Source organism: Catenovulum maritimum (genome assembly GCF_001050375.1).
GTDB classification, from domain to species: Bacteria; Pseudomonadota; Gammaproteobacteria; order Enterobacterales; family Alteromonadaceae; genus Catenovulum; species Catenovulum maritimum.
The window spans coordinates 46,983-64,716 of the sequence record NZ_KQ130495.1 but is presented as its reverse complement, the minus strand read 5'-3'; the positions used below and the strand labels follow the sequence as shown (position 1 = coordinate 64,716).

Below are 17,734 nucleotides of genomic sequence, written 5' to 3'. Positions count from 1 at the left end.
TTATTATTTTTTTCTGATTCAGACTTAGACATTATCTGATTACACTTAAAACACAGCCAGAGCACACCAAAAATGCAAGCCACAAAAGTTAAAGTATCCATATTAATACCACCATATCAAAATATATCAGTAATGGCGTTCCCTAAGGGTTACACTATAACTATAAAAATTCATTATTAAACTTATGCAAGTCGTTTGAAATTATCCAAATCTGAATCTGCTTTTCGCGCACCTGACATTATTTAAAAATCGATTCAATCTTGAATCTCGCTCAAAGTATACCGCTTGCATTTCGCAATCAGTATCAGCCAAAGATTTTTTGTATCTAGCCTCACCTGCCATGAAATCATATTCAGCAATATTGTCTTTGGCATATTGTTGCATAATCAATGTATGGATCAGCAACCCTGGTTTAAATTTATTGTCCGAAATTGAATAATCAATACCAGATAAATAAAAGTACGCCTTGTCCTTATATACGAAATTGTAAAGACCAGCAACCATTTTGCCATCAAGCTCTAAGCTCACTAAATCAACCAAGCCCAATTCGCACTGCGCTTTAACAAGTTGAGTATGAAACTTTACAAAATACGGATTAGAAAAACCACTTGAGTCTCCCCATTTATTTTTGTGAAGCCCTGCAATTTTCTTAAAGATTACAAGCGCCTCCGTTTGAGAGGTTGCACGGCGTAGCTCCACCTCACCTAACGACGAAATATATTTATAACTTCTTTTAATTTGTGTTTTGGTATTTTTAGAAAACGTATTTAATAGGTAGTCATAATCTTGGCAATTCTTAGTCAATTTTTTAGAATACGATGGAGCTCTCCAAACACATCTGGCAATATAGCCAAGAGTATCAAAGCGTGATAAATAATCTGACTGGCTAACACCGATAACAAGAGAGGATTTAATTTTTCCTTCTGAAAAATGCTTGAGCAGATTAATATGTTTAGGGAACGAAGGGCCATGCAATAAGGCGTTATGCTCGATCCAAATTTGATCTTTTGCTTTAGAACCCGTTTTATTAAGTAAGTATGTGCTGCTTAGGAATGTTTTTTGGTGGCAAAGAATACCTAGGGACAAACTGCCTGATTCCATATATTTCAATAAATATACAGGATCAGGAATGGTATTTATCCAATTAGAAATCCACGCCCAACTAATAAAAAAAGAATTGTCAGCCGTGCTTTCTACAGCTCTCCATAATTCAGATAATTGAAGCAAATTACTTTTATCAATTGGCGTAATACTAAATGAAGAGTCAGTCACAAGAGAAATTAAACATTTTATTTATCAGCAAGAGAGTGTTTGAACCATTCCCTTGCACATAACCTTATAGTTTAGCTTTAATGTCATTGAGTTTTTCAGACAAAGAAGCTTCACTCCCAACAGGACTAGATTCAATTAAGTTAATGGCATCATTTAATTGAGACTTATCTGTTATATCAATAAGCACCTCTATCAGATTAGAAGCAATAGCCGTATTATCCGAATCTACTTGAAATGCCTCAAACAAATAACCATAAGCTTTGCTATATTCTTTATTTTTTAAATATACCATTCCTAATGTATCCATAATTTGAGGATTATTAGGACTAAGTTTGTTGGCAGATAGTCCATGCTCTATTGCTTTATCCATCTCTCCACTCTGAGAATATAGCCAAGCCAAGTTATTATGAGCAATATAATTTTTGTCATTCAAATCGATGCTTTTTAAATAAGCAGATTTAGCTTTGTTGGGATCCGTAGACAAATAATCATTGCCTAAAATAAACCACATATCTTTTGCTCTTTGAGGAAACTTTTCAGCATGAGTCGTTAAAAATTCATACGAACGATTTTTAGTTTTAATATCGGATTTCATCAATTGATATACACTTAATGCAGCTTTATTCGTTGGCTTCAGCTTATAATACTCCGTTAGTGCAAGTACTGAGTCATCATGCTTATTCAACAATAACGCCAGTTCACTCTTGAATCTCCATAATGTAACTAAATTAGGATCAAATAGTTCTACCTTCTCAATAAGCTTTTCGACACCTGTTGTATTTTTTAGTTTAAGCCTAAAGTTAATATCATAAATATCCAACTTTACATCATCTGGAAAATGAACTTTCGCTTGGCGGACAATAGAGCTACCTTTTGAGTATTGCATTGTCATTTCTGACAAAGAAAGTAATCTTAACCAAGGGCGGATAGAGCTAGGCGAAGATTTAGTCCAAAGTTCGAAAGCTCTAAACGCTGCTTCCAACTCTTTTAGAGCAACATAACTTTCAGCAAGCATGTACCAATGTTGTTCAGGATAAATTTTATTCGCCGAAGTACTTCTTAGCAAATCTATCACTTTATGATATTTTTTTTCAGAGAAAAGCGCTTTAGTGTATAAATAAAGAAAGTCCGCATTTTCTTTATTTGATTTGTATTTGGAGGCGAGGACTTGTATAGCTTGTTCCTCTAGTCCCATTCTTTTGTAGCCAGCATAATAATAGGTGTAATTAATCAGGCTTGCTTGTTCAGAGCCAATCAGCTTAGATAACATTTTTTGAGCGTTTTCTAAGTCTTTTTGAGCGATGTACTTATCCGCGAAAAACGTGATAGCCATAGTATTGTCTGATTTAATCGACAGCGACTTTTCAAAGTAACTAGCAGCTAAATCGTCACGGGTTAAATTCATAGCGCTATACCCTGCAACATTTAGCGCCTCTACATTTTCTCCGTCTAAAGCAAGCCACTTTTCCGCTTCCTTTAAAGCGTCAGAAAATTTCTTCTGGCGTAAATATACTGCGATTAATGCTAATCGACTCTTACCGTTAGCATTATCTGTATCAGAGAGGTCTCTTAATAAGCTATCATCTTGAGAAACAGAAAAATCTAAAAGACCCAACTTAGTCAGATCTTCTATTTTGGAAGGAGAAAGTGCTTTAGAGCGCTCAACCATCGCTTTAGCAACAGACTCATTTCCACTCTTATATGCTTGCATGCCTGCCTCAATAAACAGTGATGAGTCAGCTTCCGAAGTTTCCGTTAACGACATCAAATTATCAACTGCGTCATCAGAATAACCTAGTCTTAGTTGTACAACAGACAACAAACGTTTAATTGACTCATCCAAGGTTGATATTTTTTGAAGTGCAATTAAATGGCTGTAAGCTTCTTCTAATTTATCAATTTTATATGCGCAAGTACCTGCGATTAGTCGACTCGTGTTAGTTGATAGTCCTGCTTGAATTGCTTTTACCGCTCTAGAATGTGCTTGCTTGCATTGCTGCTGCTCAAAATGGACCATAGCTCTAAACAAGTTAGAATATCCATTAGAAGGAAATTCCTTCAATAGCTTGTCTAGTATTAATGATGCGGGTTTAAAATTTTTATCTTTGATATACGCGTCAGCAAGCATGAGCTTAATAATATGCTGCTCAGGCTGCAAACGTGAGTAATGCTCATAAAACTCAGCAGCAACGCCAAAATCTTGATTTAAATTAGCTAACCTAGCGTGAACTTGAACAAACTCTAGATGATTCTGATGTGCCTCAGCAATATTTTTGGTTAATGTATAAGCTTCTACACCCTTTTTTTGCTCTAATAACATAATTGCCTTATATAAACTAATATAAGGCTCTTGTTTAGCTTTGTTTAGGGAAAGTACAGAGAGCGCTTCGTCAATTTCCCCAAGCGCAAATAGATTCAAGTATTTATAATAATGCAGTTCATCCAGAGATAAATTTTCAGGCTTTATACCATCAATAACAGATAAACTTTCAGTAAATGAATCAACTAGGTATAACACTTTAGCGTAACTGAGCGCAATATCTTCGGTCGGGGTTAACTCATAAGCTATTTCAATCTCTTTTTGAGCTTGTAAATATGAACCTATTTTTAAATATTCATTACCGAGTAAATAACGCGCCTCAGCGTTTGATGGTTCGCTCGCAACCGCATTTTTTAAAGCAATAATGGCAGCTGATGTATCATTATTAGCGATGTAAGCTTTAGACTCTGCAATATAAGTATCTGTTGACTTTGAACTAAAGCAACCGGACAACGCTAAACAAAAAAAACAAACTCCCAAAATGCCAATATTATTATTCATATGATCCATATACTCATATTTATTAAAACCTATACATCGTATTTATAGCTTATAACTTTTAAATCGCTATGTGTAATAAAAATATTAATATTATCTTCACAACATAAAAAATGATTAGATTAGATATCGATTAATAGGAATGGAATGTCTCGGATAATATAATGACATTAAAAATTAATCAACAGAAAGTGTAAAAAACACTGACATACAATAAAAAAAACCGTTACTAATATAGTAACGGTTTTAGTATTTAGTACTATTTAAATTAAGCTTTTCTGCGACTTGCACCAGCTAAACCTAACAAGCCAAGACCGAAGATAGCGATCGATACTGGCTCTGGAACACCTACTGCGCGAATTGCGAATGCAGCATTTAAAAGGTTAGTTCCGCCTTCAGGAGTAATTAAACCAAACGCTTGGTTATTAGAGACAGAAACAACTTCTAAACCACTAATACGAGTTACAACTTCATAATCAGTGTGATAACCAGCAGCTACTGCACCAGTAAGGTCTAAACCTAAAGTGATATCAATATAGTCAGCACCAAAAGTTACAAGAGAGTTAAACTCAGCTGGAATTGATACGATAAATGCATCATCTGGCGCGTAGTCAAACAATTCAGGCGCATCATATGTTTCATTGAAGATGATGTCGAAACCTAATTCGATTAACGGTAACTGCCCACCAACAACTTCATTACTGAATAATTTCAAACCGTCAATCAAATCGATTGAAGTTAATGAAGGAGAACCAGTAATTTTATTTTTGTGTGACATTGTTGTACCAGTATTCCAGTTGGTACCACCATTTGCGTTAACTGTCGCTGTACCTTCTAAACGAGATACATCAGCGCCGTTTCCGTCTTTAAAAGACAAACAGCTAGGGCCTTTACCCCAACATATTTCATCATATAAAGCACCACTTGGAATGCCTGCAGGGTTGTTAACAGTAGGTTCTTCGAAAATTGAAAGACCAGTAGAGCTATCACTCACGTTAGAAGAACCACTAACATAACCCGCTGTTCCCAAATCATATACTAAACCATCTTCATAATTTAGTGCCCAGTTATTGCCATTAGTCGGTGATGCTGCACCAGTTGAATCTAGTGGCTGTAATGTATTCGGATCTAAAAATGAGTTTTTTGCGCCATTAACTGTTTGAACTTCTTTAGCATAACCAGTAGTCGCATTTGCGAAACCAGCTTCATTGATATAGCCCCAGTTAGTAATGATAGTACCAGCTTGAGAAAAAGCAGATACTGTACTTAGTGCAATCCCTAGAGCTAATTTATTTAACTTTTTCATAATTAAGTTTCCTGTATCGTTAAGAATATTATGTTGCTTGTAACCACAATAATGCAACCCCAATGCCAACTTTAAAAAACCCAATAAAAACAACAAATTAAGGGGCCCTGGTAAATATTTCAATTATTACCGAAACACTAGTGTAAAAAATACTGACATACAAACAGAATTTAAAACGAGAGCGATGTCAACAACTCCTAGAAAAGAAACTCAAGTTAACATTAAATATGGGGAAAGCGCTTGCTTGAGCATATACGTAACGAGAGTCAAAGATAATATACGCGCGGTAACTAGCATGCCTAATAGCATACCTAATAGCATGCCTAATAGCATGCCTAAAGCGTTAGTCAAGCTTTGTTAAGTGGGTAATTTTATAGCTAGGTAGATAGAATCGAACAGAACAGTTTCAAGTTAAAGTCTGGTCTTAACTTTTTCGTTAATAATTCTAACATTTTTATTGGCCACTGAGTTGACTATATAGCTTTATTATTGCCATATTCCTTGCCGAAGGAAAAGCAATTAGAATACATTCCTCTGAGTACTTTACTTCCTATTCATGTTATGACTAATTATTTCACTCCAAGATAAATTATATAGTCACCAACATATTTTAAAGTAAATATCCACGCCCACTAGACGTGTTTTTTTAATAAAAAGCAAGTGAAATAACCGTTTCACCTGCTTAGAATTTTAAAAACTTGTTATTTTTTAAGTACAACTTTCTTGGCGATGCTAAACATTAAGCGCTGGATTGGGTTTCTATTCCCCCAAGGACGCCACGTCTTAACCATTTTATTTTTATAAGCGTCAAAGTGTATTCCATAAGGCGCTTTAACGAGCTCTCCACGTCCGAGTAAAATTTTCAGAACATAAGAAGCCGCAGCACCTCCACACAATTTAACTCCCATAGGTAATGAAGGCGCTTTTTTAGCAATAAAATCACTTGTTGATGGATCGACTAAATAACTTCGTTGAATTAAAGAAGGACTCAAACCTATTAAGAATTTAACGAGTTGTTCATTTTCAGTTTTACAATCTTCAAAGCGAAAATATTCCTCATAGTTCATGCTATCTTCCGTAAAACACAATAGTGCAGTCCCCATCCCAATTGGCGCAGCAACTACAACGGGAATATTTTTTTCAAGGCACTTTTTATAAACTAATTTACGGGCTTGGAGTGCAAAATAATCTAGGCTATCAACATAAACATCAACATCTTGAAGAAACTCATCAACATTAGATTCATTAATTCCTTCCGGAAAAGACTTAATTTCAGCTTCTGGATTGATGTCTTTGGCGATTTCTTCCATAACTTCAACCTTTGGTCTGTCTATAGTAGACATAAATGCCCCAGCTTGCCGGTTAAAATTATGAACTTCATATTCGTCAAAATCAGATATATTAAATTTACCTATGCCTAATCTAGCTAAGGTAACTATATGCTCACTCCCAACTCCCCCAGCCCCTGCGGTTGCAACTCTTTTGCTTCTGAGAACTTGTTGCTCGCTTTCTGTGACCCAACCAATATTTCTTGAAAATGCGTTCTCGTAATTAAACATTTTACTAAACCTTTATATCCATTTTAAAAGAGAATGATGACTTTACATTAAGCCTTTTTTAAATGCGTCTTTATATTGAAGTTCAATATCATCTTCAATTCGGTACATTAATTTTTTAAAGCCAGGACTTAAGCTATCCATTAACATTTTATTACTAATATAATAAGGTGCTCTTTGACCATGGTATTCCACTGTCGGGCCTATTTTTTTAAATTGAATGCCGACAAATTTTAGGCTTCTGGCCAATCTAGGCTCCATCATAACAAAGCAATGCTTAATCCCACGTTGATGGGCGATAGACGCACAAGACATGTATAAACCAACGGCGATAAAAGGGAAACATCTTAATTCAGATTCTGAATAAGATACCTCATTAATAGCACCGGTTGCTGCTCCTGAGAATTTATCTGCGTTACGCCTCCTAAAGTCAGCGGGGATTGCAAGTCTAGATATTTCGCATATTTTATCGCGGCTAAAGTCACTAGGGTGGACTTCATCATTGTCGATAGAGTCAGGGCAATATTCTTCCAGAGGCAACTTTTCATCTAGGCTAGATGAAACGACCAAACGAACCGTACCAGCATATGCATCTGTATGCTTGTGCTTGATAGCACAATGGATGGAATGGGCATCAAAATGATCTTGTTCCATTCCAGATTCATGCTTTTCCAAAAATGATAGCTCTTCACAGTACACATTATGTCTAACTCTGTATGTATCTTGTTTAAGCTCAGGAGTTGTCGCAAGTAAAGGAGTTAAAAACTGGGAAAAATGTCCAGAGATACCATCGACTTCTTTATCTGCAAAATAACGAATAGCAGCTTTTACAACTGGACCAATAATAGGCTTATCTGCTAATTTCCGTAATGCTTTCATTTTATACCTAACTAGCCTTGTTTAAATAAAATTCGACTGTAATAACAAAGTTAGAAAATTCTAACAATTCAGCATAATAACTAAGATTAATATATATAAAGTTATTTTCTAAATAAATAAAAAATAAAAATATAAATCAGTTTAGCTTCGTGTAAGTTAAATTGATATATCTAATTGAATATTAGGCAAAATAAACAATGCTAATCAGAGCCGATAAAAGGCGAGTTATTGCCAACAGCAAACGCTAACCTTTCACAGGTTGAAAAAGCTTCTTAGGAATTATTGATAACACTGTCGAGTAGCCTGCTTGATACAACTCTTCCTTTTGTTCGTTATTTAGGTTGAAATCGACCGGTGAAATCGTGCCTGTGTCAATTACAATTGTGCTATGCCAGTGATTTGCTTGAACATATTCTCGAGAAACTGCTGTCATAAAAGTTCTAACTAGCATTAGGACATAATTTTTCAATGGAAAAATCGAAGCCCTTTGCGGTTTTTGTTTACCCGGTTTACTTTTTAATCTGAAGCAAATCGTTGGTGTTCCATCCCCAGCCCAATCATTAAATAAAGCATCTTCAGCTAAAATGGCGCCATCTGTTAAAATGTGATCCTCATATTTTTGGAAGCTGAACATGAGTGGTATAGACATAGAGAATCGAACAGCTTTAGAAACTTTTAAACTAGGTGTTCTAGTTTTATTAAAGACGACTGGACCGCCTCCATTTACATCCGTTGCTAATACATTTAAATTGTATTTTAAATCAGCAAATGTTGCGCCTTTTAAATGATGATCCATCCATTTTTCAAACTTATCACCTGAATCTAAGCCACCATCTCGAAATAAGCGAATCAGGCTGTAACCTCTGAACTGCTTAAAATCAGTATCTAAAGCGAGTTGCTTAATATCATTAATATCCATTCCTGAGCAGTACAATGCTGAAATAATACTCCCGCCAGAAACACCGACAAGGTTATCAAATTCAATTTTTAATTCTTTTAATGCTTGTAGTATCCCAATATGCGCCGAAGCTCGGGTTCCACCGCCAGAGAAAACGGGAACGATTTTGGTTTGATCAAGTTGCTCAAATTGAGCAAGTGTTTCTGCTAGGGTATCCATATAAATCCAAATTTATTTTAGTACGGAAAGCATCCATACCCAAATGTTACCTAATAATTCGTAAAATGCACGCTGAGTGTTATTAATCGCATCACCAGATGGTAATAAAGCATGAAAGCTCCCTCCCACTTCTCTAGCTAAAAACTCTGCAGGCACGGGCGTTACACTAATTCCCTGTGCGTCAAATATTTTTACAGCCCGTTTTAAATGGCTCGCAGAGCTTACTAATAAATTTGATTTACCAACTGCTATTGATTTTAAGCTAATTGCCTCTTCCGAGGTATCATTATTTTCTTCTTTTAAAACGATTCTTTCTTCATCTATGCCTAAAGATATTAATAATTGAGCCATGTAAGCTGGGTGGCTATATTCCCGACCTTTTGTTTTCTGCCAGCCTGATAAAATAATTTCAGCTTCAGGGTATACTCTAGCAAGCCGAGCTGCCTCAACGACTCTGTATAAAGAACAAGGTTTAATGTTTGCTACCAAAGGAAGTGAAGCATCCTCTGTATTATAGCACCCCAGCACTATGATATTATCGACACTTTGCTCAACATCTTGATATTTAGCGTAAACTGTTTCTATTGGTCGAAGAAGTTGAAAAGAAACGATAGGTGAGGATATAAGCAACAATAACAGGATTCCGATAGACAGAAAGCATTTAGCTCGCTTAATTTTGTTTAAATCCCTTTTTGCTTTAAATAAAATAATAAGGCCTACAAAAATAATAAAGCAACAAATTGGGAAAGGTGAAATAATAACACCAAGCACCTTTTTGATTGTAAATAAAATATCCATTAAATTAACCAAATCCGATAAGTTTAATTATGAAGAAAAGCTTAGTTTTTATTTTAACACTGATCATTTTAATCAGTTTCACAGCCAAAGCTAACTTGGTCGAGACTATAGCAAAAATCAAACCGTCTGTTGTAGGTGTTGGCGTATATAACCCATTAAACAGTCCAAGAGCAAGTTTACAAGGTACTGGATTTGTCATTATGCTAGGCCAGCATGTAGCGACCAATTATCATGTAGTTAGTAATTCACTTGACGAAAACGCAAATGAGAAACGAGTTATCTTTGCTGGTATCGGAAATAAACCAGAAATTTACTTTGTCGAAATAGTTTCAAGTGATCCAGTCCACGATATCGCCATTCTAAAAATCATCAGTGGTAAACTACCGGCTGTAAAATTATCCAATACTGAATTTAAGCCAGACGGAACCCAAGTTGCCTTTACTGGATTTCCAATCGGTGCTGTATTAGGCTTATACCCTGTGACTCACAGAGGTATTATTTCGGCTAAAACGCCTGTGGTAACGCCTTCATCTAATAGTAACCAGTTAACCATAGCGGCATTAAAAAGACTTAGAAACCCATTTTATACTTATCAGTTAGATGCTACTGCCTACCCAGGAAACAGCGGCAGTGCTGTATATTTACATGACACAGGTGAAGTCATTGCAATCGTTAACAAGGTATTTGTAAAAGAAACTAAAGAATCTGTATTAAGTGATCCCAGTGCAATTACTTATGCTATACCAATCAAATATTTAAATGAGTTAATCGAAAAGTTATAATTAAGGTAAATTCTGTGCTTCTTCTTTAGGAGTCTTATCTAAAGCATCTCTAAATTGCATCCATAACTTACGCATTAAATGGGGAGCTAACAAGCGTAATGGCATACGAATTAAGTGACCGCGCCAATAAGTTAAAAACGTTGCAATAGGTGTTTTCCAAGTTCGACAAGCTTTAGCATCTGGTTTAAATATATTTAAAAATGCGAAATCCCAACAAAATTTTTGTATAAATCTCTCATTATCCAATACATTTCTAATATCATTATTTAATGGAGTAAAAAAAACTTTATTAGTATATCTAAAGGCAAGTAATACGTAAGACTCTAAACCTAACTCACATGAACGTGTGTAAACATCATCAATAAAACAACTTTTTTCTTTTGAAAATTGTATAATCATACAGTGTAAATCCCATAGGTCTCTAAGCCCATTATGAAACTCACTCTCAGTAAACAGATGAACAGCACAATGTATAAACATATCATTTTTAGATAATGTTTTAATTCGACCAATATCTTCTAGATCAACATCTTCAAATTCAAAAAGTGAAGGGCTTAAACATAGTTGGTTGGTTTTCGGCAATATATTATGGTGAACATCCAACACAGTTCCTCTGCTTACATGCTGCATAGGTGGGATCTCATGCATCCATTCGCGATAATACTTTTCATCGTAATCTTCAACTTCAGTCTGTAGCCAGCCATTAAAATACAGCGCTCTTTCAACTTGAGCTAACTCAGCTTTATTAACAAGTAAATCTATATCAGAAAACAACCGCCCTACACTACAATCAAGGTGATGAATTATATAAGCAGCACCCTTTAGAAAAGTAACATCTTTAAATGCAGCTAAAGAAAGGTTTATATCTTTAATTTCTCTTAAAGCTTGTCTGCGCTGTTTATTAGCGATAATCAGTGATGATTCAAAGTGCCAAGAAACATACTCTGGTATTGATTTTTCTTTACACTTTAAATAAGTAAATAATGGCCCGACTAAATTAGCAGATTTAGCTTCTAATTTAAGTAAACTCCACTCTTTAACACCAAAGTTATTTATAAGTTCAGCATCATTCAATACAGCTATTAATATAGACATTAATCGACCAAACCATTAAAAACATCAATTGCATCGTCAAATGAACTATATTGAAACTCATAGCAAGGCGTTGTTTGTAATTGTTTCACTAAAAGCTCAAAGCCTGATTTTCCAATAATATGATAATTAAAACTATGTTGAGTTAAATTACGCAAAGCCTGCTCTGGTGAAATAGTATTTAAACGTGCGGCACTTCCTGCTTTGTATGTGGGAAAAACATACATACCTAAAGGTGCTGGTTCATGCATTCTCCTCACACTATCCGCAGGAGGTTTTAATAAAGACACTGTGCCTTTATGTGTATCCAATGCAATATTGCTAAAGACCGCATCTGGAATGTAATTTTTGATTATTTCGATTGATTCATTCTTTAAATTAATTGGTCTGGAACAAGGATAGAGCAATTCATCTTTCAAAGAAAATAATGCAATCTCATCAGAGAAAAGTCGCCACCCATTAAATACAAGTGCAGCTGTCAAAGTACTTTTTCCAGAACCCGACGTTGCAGGTAGCACTATCGCTTTTCCATTTTTTTCGACAACCCCAGCATGTAACATTAAATAATGATGCGCATGCTGGGCCATGCACCAATTCATCCCCCACTCTAACATTGGGTAGGCTTGTATAGCAGGAAGTGGTTTAAATGGGGAAAACTCATCAAGAAAGAAATTTGCTTGAGGTTTGATAATGCGCCTCAACCCCTTGCTATGCTGGATTGATATATTAAAGTCAATGAACTGATTAGGAGTGCACTCAGAAAACCCTTCATACATTTTGCCAAGTTCTTGGACTAGGTAACTAATATTACTATTTATTGAAAAGGAAAAAGGTCCAGTTTGGACTGTGAAACGACACAAATTCAACTTGGCACCACAACAATTACACCGAGCTTTTCTAAATGCATGATTAAATTTTCAGTTGACTCTTCAATTGAAAAGTTAGTAGATAAAAATTCGTTCAGATCATCGAATGTATCAATTGAGTTATTTAACCCACTCAACACACTAGAATAAGGAAAACCGATAATATGTGTATCATCGGTTAATTTATTATATACAGCCATGCTTTCTCCTAATTTAGAGTAAATTAGTGCATGGCTTAATTTTAAATACATTTAAAGAGCTAGATTAATTAATAAGCCCAATCAGACCCACCCATAATTTCACTCTCGTCATTTGACGCTAAAATCCATAAAATAGTAGCCTCTAAATGATCTTCAGAGTTCGCGCCTGGTAACTCACTTCTTATTTCATAAAAGAAATCCGAAGCAACAATGTTTGAAAAGTTTGCATTATTATCTGCTTCGTATACTTTCTTCATAGTGTAGAATAAAAATGCATTTAAAGCAGCTGTAATTCTCTGCCTCCAAATACCTGCATCATTTTTATTATCCAGTACCAACTCTGAATATTTTGTATTCTTATTTTCGTTAGTCTGCGTGATGTTTAACCTAGTTTTTTCATTATCACCCATATGCTTAATTTTCTTATCTTTCAAGAACATAAGTATTTCAGCGTCATCATCAATACCGTTCAAACCTGTACCTAAGATATTTTGAATTGGATGCGTTGGTTTCACTTTAGGGCTGGTATTTTGTTTAATAAAATCCCATCTAGCCTTTCCGTTACCATGCGGTTTGCTCCAACTCCCATGGCTATAACCTTTTAACTGACAAGCAGAGAAATCATGTGTATTAGATAAGTTGCCTGAGAGTGTTCCTGATACAGTACAGCTAGTAACACTACCCCAAGCTGATTTACTACTGATAGTGGTAACTAAGGCTGCACCAAGCGCCCCTTTTTTAATAAAGCTACGGCGAGGATTACTTGAGTTACTTTGAATTGTTTTATTAGACATCTCAGTCTCCATTTAAAAACTGTAATTTGTCAAAGACATTTACAGCTTAAGCAAATTTATACTATATACATGAACAAAAGCAAGATACGCACCAACAAGAACAAGTATTTGTTATTATTGAACTTTTATACTGATAAAACATCTATTTTTTTTTATTGTAAAAAAAGTAGACAGTTTTAATATGCTTAAGCGTGTCAATTGAGTAATATTGTGAACGAATCAAATAAATAATCAAGAATAATAACATGGACATACTTACCTGGCTCGGCTTTTTGCTCGCAACTATAGCTTATTTAGCTTTAACTTTACTGAGTTGTATCGGTAAAAACAAAAACCTCCCTCATAGAGTATTTATCTTATTCTCTTCTGCTAGTTTAATTTGGGGCGCAACTCATTTATTAGCTGAGTTTTCTTTGATAAATGAAACTATTGTAAATTGGGCTGAAAGTATTCGAATAGCAATAACCTGCATACTTTTATTTAGTATGCTCAATAAAACAGCAACAGCGAAAACGTTATTAACAAACCAATACACCTTAGGAATAAGTTTAGTTGCTATCTGTATTCCTCTTTTTTCACATTACAACATTATTTCACCAGCATTATTCTTCATCGGCTATTTGGCACTGACGGTTGCTGCCCTGATATTTTTAGAGATTTTATACCGCCGAGCAGCGGAGGAACTCTGGGGTTTAAAACCACTTATTTTAGGGTTGGGGACGCTATTAATTTTTGATTTCATTGTTTTTGCAGATGCAAGCTTAGTTATTCAGATAAACAACGACATGTGGTTAGCAAGGGGTTACTTACATACAGCCTTAGTGCCTCTTTTACTCTGGTCTGTGAAGCGAAGTAAATCTTTAGGCATTAAGGTTTACATATCCAGAGAAATGGTATTTCAAAGTAGTTTACTGATTGCTGCAGGATTTTATTTATGCTTAATGGCTATAGTCGGTTTTTATATCAAAAGTATAGAATCACAATGGACAGGAATGATTCAAAGCATCTTTATCGCTTTGGCCTTCACTATCCTCTTTGCACTATTTATTTCCGAAACTTTAAAGCGTAATTTTAAAGTTTTTTTAGAGAAAAACTTCTTTGCCAATCAATTTGATTATCGTGTTAGATGGTTAAATCTAACTAACTTACTCAACTTGCCATTGGACGAGGACAATAATTTTTACGACAGAAGCTTACAGGCATTCTTATACTCGACAGAGTACGACTCTGGCATGCTGATAAAACTGAAAAAAGGCACACCAGAATTAGCTTCTTATCATTACCCCAAAACAACAGAGCAATATAAAAACATCCCGGCAAATTCTAGCTGTGATCAAGTTTTAGACTTAGTCATTCCATTTATTCAAAAGAAACATTGGATCGTCGATTTAAAAGACTACCAATCAAATAGTCAAAATTATCCAGGACTGCATATTTCGTACGAATTAATTGAATCCTGCTCATATCACGTAATTATCCCAATATACCAAGAAGCCGAATTATGGGGGGTTGTATGTCTCAACAACTTGAGTGGTGAACAACTCATCTTTAATTGGGAAATAAGAGACTATATGACAGTTGTGACGAATCAAGTAGGACATTACATTTTTCAGCATGAGGCAATGCAATTAATCACAGAAAATGCCCAGTTTGCCGCTTTCAGCCGCATGTCTGCATTTGTCATTCACGATTTAAAAAATGTGCTCTCCCAAGTCGATATGATTTTATCGAATGCGGAAAAACATAAACATAATCCAGATTTTATCGACGATACTTTTGAGACATTAGGATATACCAAACAACGAATGGAAAAAATGTTGTCTCAGTTGATGAATAAATCCGTAGAAGAGAATATCAGTGTCAATAAACTTAACATTGGTGATTTACTTAGGCAGTTAATCAAAGATAAGTGCCTCAATATTTTACCTAAACCTAAGGTAATCGAACTTGAGACAGTGGAATTATCTCTAGATAGTGAAAAATTCTCAAATATCATGTACCACTTGATAGATAATGCCCAACAAGCGACACCTGACGACGGTGAAGTCAGTATTTCGATCAATAGAAGTGAAAATAATTTAATTATTGAACTAAAAGATAATGGTTGTGGCATGTCGAGTGAGTTTATTCGTGATAAGCTATTTAAACCTTTTGTAACAACGAAAGGAAATGCAGGAATGGGCATAGGTGCCTATGATGCTCAGCTCTATGTTGAGCAAGCAGGCGGACATCTCAAAGTTGATTCAGTCGAAGATGTCGGCACACGTTTTACAATTCAATTGCCAATCAATTAAACCAAGAAAATTCAAGGACTCGTAATGGCTAAGTTACTCGTAGTGGATGACGATAAAGGCATCCAAAAACAATTAAAATGGGGTTTATCCGACTACGAAATAATTTTTGCAGATGACAGGCAAAGTGCAATCACTCAATTAAGAAGGTTTGAACCTGAAGTGGTTACACTTGATTTAGGTTTACCACCTGACGCGGCAAATGCATCAGAAGGAATAGCCGCTCTCACTGAGATATTGTCACTAGCACCGAAAACAAAAGTTATCGTGCTAACAGGGAATACAGATAAAGAAAATGCGTTGAAGTCAGTTGAACTCGGGGCATACGACTTTTATCAAAAGCCTGTCGATGTTGATACTTTAAATACCATCATTGCCCGCGCCTTCAATTTAGTCGAACTTGAACAAGAGAATCGTCGCTTATCAAAAACCGATGCTGCTATGGGCACTATTATAGGTAATAGTGATTCTATTTTAGCCGCAGCGAAAAGAGCTGAGAAAATAGCAAAAACCGAAATAACAACTTTATTACTTGGTGAAAGTGGTACGGGTAAAGAAGTTTTTGCCCGAGCAATTCATAATTCAAGTGACAGAGCGAATAAAGCATTCGTCGCAATAAACTGTGCGTCGATACCTGAGAACTTACTTGAATCTGAACTATTTGGTTATGAAAAAGGCGCTTTCACGGGTGCAAATAAAACAACTAAAGGGAAAATTGAGACGGCACAAAGCGGCACTTTATTTTTAGATGAAATAGGTGATATGCCAATCGCTTTGCAAGCTAAAATGTTACGATTCTTGCAGGAGCGAGTGATTGAACGAGTTGGCGGAAGAGAAGAAATTCCCGTCGATATCAGAGTTATCTGTGCGACTCATAGAAACTTACAAGACATGTCAGCGCAAGAAACATTCAGAGAAGATTTATTCTATCGGATCAGTGAGTTAATTATCAATATCCCGCCACTTAGAGACAGAGGAAATGATGTTTTACTACTCGCAAAATCTTTCCTAGATAGTTACAACGATCAATTTAATAAATCAATTCGCGGTTTTAGTGACGACGCTAAAGCAGCGTTAGCTGGACACAAGTGGCCAGGTAATATTCGAGAACTGCAAAACAAGCTCAAAACAGCTGTGGTTATGGCAGATACCCCCTTTATTACCGCAGATGATTTAGGCCTCTTTGTAGCAAGCGATACGCCAACACCTGAATTTACTTCTTTAAATTTAAGAGAAGTGAGAGAGAAAGCAGAAACGGCTGCAATTCGCCATGCCTATAATTTGTCTGAGAAGAATATTTCAAGAACAGCAGAGTTACTCGGCGTAACTAGGCCGACGCTATATTCGCTACTTGATAAGTATGAAATGACAGATATAAAATCTTAACCAATCCCTTCTAAGCATAAATTATGCACCAGTTTATGACTGGTGCTTACTTTCTACCGGCTTCTCACAGCCCAAAGCTGTATAAGCTTAATCCAATGGCTTTTATACAAGGCCATACTCAAGCCTATCAATAAATACACACTATATAAATTCAGTGGCATAGTTATACAAACCTGACTATAAAAATTAAATATTGGGTGAAGATCGATTAAATGAGCAAAAACGGCAAAAACCTCAATCACCAAGCCAATAATCAACAGCATTAGTCCATAATATTCACAAGCTTCATTGGTATCATGTTGAATATCGAGTTGTTTTTTAGACGCGAACCGTTTCAATAAGATTTCACGACCTTCCAACACAACACCGAAACAAATTAGTAGAATAGCGATCCCTTCCTCCTGCAGCCAATATAGCTCAAGTTTCTTGGTAAAATCTTCATATTGATAAAACGCGTTAAATTGAAGAATAATTTGTAAACAAATTAAAACAATAGAAAAGTTTGTCACCCAGCCTAATAAAATACGGTTAACGAGTAATTTAGCTACGTGGTGTGAGGAAATCGGCATAAATCATC

15 protein-coding genes are annotated in these 17,734 nt (G+C 35.5%); 3 read left to right on the top strand and 12 right to left on the bottom strand.

Annotated elements, in window-relative coordinates; translation table 11 throughout:
- Nucleotides 1-201: 201 nt before the first annotated feature.
- The 7 genes from XM47_RS13375 to XM47_RS13345 all read right to left on the bottom strand — a co-directional run bounded on the left by XM47_RS13375 (nucleotide 202) and on the right by XM47_RS13345 (nucleotide 9,746).
- The gene (locus XM47_RS13375) at nucleotides 202-1,272 is read right to left on the bottom strand and encodes a GNAT family N-acetyltransferase (RefSeq protein WP_048693450.1); all 1,071 of its coding nucleotides are present in this window, start codon (nucleotides 1,270-1,272) and stop codon (nucleotides 202-204) included.
- A gap of 64 nt (nucleotides 1,273-1,336) precedes the next feature.
- Nucleotides 1,337-4,093, bottom strand: coding sequence for an XrtA/PEP-CTERM system TPR-repeat protein PrsT (gene prsT / locus XM47_RS13370; RefSeq protein WP_172656537.1), 2,757 nt, complete (start codon nucleotides 4,091-4,093; stop codon nucleotides 1,337-1,339).
- Between the two features lie 265 nt (nucleotides 4,094-4,358).
- Nucleotides 4,359-5,396: a PEP-CTERM sorting domain-containing protein gene (locus XM47_RS13365; RefSeq protein WP_048693445.1), complete on the bottom strand. Its 1,038-nt coding sequence runs from the start codon at nucleotides 5,394-5,396 to the stop codon at nucleotides 4,359-4,361.
- Nucleotides 5,397-6,097: 701 nt separating this feature from the next.
- A complete protein-coding gene (locus XM47_RS13360; protein WP_048693442.1) occupies nucleotides 6,098-6,955 on the bottom strand; it encodes a ThiF family adenylyltransferase in 858 nt (285 codons plus the stop codon).
- A 42-nt stretch (nucleotides 6,956-6,997) separates the two neighbouring features.
- Entirely contained in the window at nucleotides 6,998-7,831 is an 834-nt protein-coding gene (locus XM47_RS13355; RefSeq protein ID WP_048693440.1) for a PEP-CTERM/exosortase system-associated acyltransferase, read from the bottom strand.
- A 244-nt stretch (nucleotides 7,832-8,075) separates the two neighbouring features.
- Complete coding sequence (locus tag XM47_RS13350; protein ID WP_048693437.1) at nucleotides 8,076-8,948, bottom strand: patatin-like phospholipase family protein; 873 nt, start codon at nucleotides 8,946-8,948, stop codon at nucleotides 8,076-8,078.
- Nucleotides 8,949-8,960: 12 nt separating this feature from the next.
- Nucleotides 8,961-9,746: an ElyC/SanA/YdcF family protein gene (locus XM47_RS13345; RefSeq protein WP_048693434.1), complete on the bottom strand. Its 786-nt coding sequence runs from the start codon at nucleotides 9,744-9,746 to the stop codon at nucleotides 8,961-8,963.
- A 29-nt stretch (nucleotides 9,747-9,775) separates the two neighbouring features.
- Here XM47_RS13345 and XM47_RS13340 point away from each other — a divergent pair, with 29 nt between their 5' ends.
- A complete protein-coding gene (locus XM47_RS13340; protein ID WP_048693433.1) occupies nucleotides 9,776-10,528 on the top strand; it encodes a S1 family peptidase in 753 nt (250 codons plus the stop codon).
- Here XM47_RS13340 and XM47_RS13335 read toward each other — a convergent pair whose 3' ends face one another.
- The 4 genes from XM47_RS13335 to XM47_RS13320 form a co-directional block, all read right to left on the bottom strand.
- Nucleotides 10,529-11,623 carry a nucleotidyltransferase family protein gene (locus tag XM47_RS13335; protein WP_048693431.1) on the bottom strand — a complete coding sequence of 365 codons (1,095 nt, stop codon included), beginning with the start codon at nucleotides 11,621-11,623 and terminating at the stop codon, nucleotides 10,529-10,531.
- Nucleotides 11,623-12,486, bottom strand: a complete 864-nt coding sequence (locus XM47_RS13330) for an HprK-related kinase A (RefSeq protein ID WP_077066562.1) — start codon at nucleotides 12,484-12,486, stop codon at nucleotides 11,623-11,625. The genes XM47_RS13335 and XM47_RS13330 overlap by 1 nt, the downstream gene beginning before the upstream one ends.
- On the bottom strand, nucleotides 12,483-12,686 hold the full coding sequence (locus XM47_RS13325) for a hypothetical protein (RefSeq protein ID WP_149865512.1): 204 nt from the start codon (nucleotides 12,684-12,686) through the stop codon (nucleotides 12,483-12,485). Before XM47_RS13325 ends, XM47_RS13330 begins: the two co-directional genes overlap by 4 nt.
- A gap of 68 nt (nucleotides 12,687-12,754) precedes the next feature.
- On the bottom strand, nucleotides 12,755-13,480 hold the full coding sequence (locus XM47_RS13320) for a hypothetical protein (RefSeq protein ID WP_048693427.1): 726 nt from the start codon (nucleotides 13,478-13,480) through the stop codon (nucleotides 12,755-12,757).
- 245 nt (nucleotides 13,481-13,725) lie between these two features.
- Here XM47_RS13320 and prsK point away from each other — a divergent pair, with 245 nt between their 5' ends.
- The gene (prsK, locus tag XM47_RS13315) at nucleotides 13,726-15,774 is read left to right on the top strand and encodes an XrtA/PEP-CTERM system histidine kinase PrsK (RefSeq protein ID WP_048693425.1); all 2,049 of its coding nucleotides are present in this window, start codon (nucleotides 13,726-13,728) and stop codon (nucleotides 15,772-15,774) included.
- A gap of 24 nt (nucleotides 15,775-15,798) precedes the next feature.
- Complete coding sequence (gene prsR, locus XM47_RS13310) at nucleotides 15,799-17,157, top strand: PEP-CTERM-box response regulator transcription factor (protein ID WP_048693423.1); 1,359 nt, start codon at nucleotides 15,799-15,801, stop codon at nucleotides 17,155-17,157.
- Between the two features lie 53 nt (nucleotides 17,158-17,210).
- Here prsR and XM47_RS13305 read toward each other — a convergent pair whose 3' ends face one another.
- Nucleotides 17,211-17,726, bottom strand: a complete 516-nt coding sequence (locus tag XM47_RS13305) for a hypothetical protein (protein WP_048693421.1) — start codon at nucleotides 17,724-17,726, stop codon at nucleotides 17,211-17,213.
- Nucleotides 17,727-17,734 lie beyond the last annotated feature (8 nt).

Excerpts from the sequence above, each read along its gene's own strand:
- XM47_RS13355 (WP_048693440.1), bottom strand. The coding sequence starts at position 7,831 with ATGAAAGCATTACGGAAATTAGCAGATAAGCCTATTATTGGTCCAGTT.
- XM47_RS13335 (WP_048693431.1), bottom strand. The coding sequence starts at position 11,623 with ATGTCTATATTAATAGCTGTATTGAATGATGCTGAACTTATAAATAAC.
- prsK (WP_048693425.1), top strand. The coding sequence starts at position 13,726 with ATGGACATACTTACCTGGCTCGGCTTTTTGCTCGCAACTATAGCTTAT.
- XM47_RS13340 (WP_048693433.1), top strand. The coding sequence starts at position 9,776 with ATGAAGAAAAGCTTAGTTTTTATTTTAACACTGATCATTTTAATCAGT.
- XM47_RS13365 (WP_048693445.1), bottom strand. The coding sequence starts at position 5,396 with ATGAAAAAGTTAAATAAATTAGCTCTAGGGATTGCACTAAGTACAGTA.
- prsT (WP_172656537.1), bottom strand. The coding sequence starts at position 4,093 with ATGAATAATAATATTGGCATTTTGGGAGTTTGTTTTTTTTGTTTAGCG.
- XM47_RS13305 (WP_048693421.1), bottom strand. The coding sequence starts at position 17,726 with ATGCCGATTTCCTCACACCACGTAGCTAAATTACTCGTTAACCGTATT.
- XM47_RS13325 (WP_149865512.1), bottom strand. The coding sequence starts at position 12,686 with ATGGCTGTATATAATAAATTAACCGATGATACACATATTATCGGTTTT.
- XM47_RS13350 (WP_048693437.1), bottom strand. The coding sequence starts at position 8,948 with ATGGATACCCTAGCAGAAACACTTGCTCAATTTGAGCAACTTGATCAA.
- XM47_RS13360 (WP_048693442.1), bottom strand. The coding sequence starts at position 6,955 with ATGTTTAATTACGAGAACGCATTTTCAAGAAATATTGGTTGGGTCACA.
- XM47_RS13345 (WP_048693434.1), bottom strand. The coding sequence starts at position 9,746 with ATGGATATTTTATTTACAATCAAAAAGGTGCTTGGTGTTATTATTTCA.
- XM47_RS13320 (WP_048693427.1), bottom strand. The coding sequence starts at position 13,480 with ATGTCTAATAAAACAATTCAAAGTAACTCAAGTAATCCTCGCCGTAGC.
- prsR (WP_048693423.1), top strand. The coding sequence starts at position 15,799 with ATGGCTAAGTTACTCGTAGTGGATGACGATAAAGGCATCCAAAAACAA.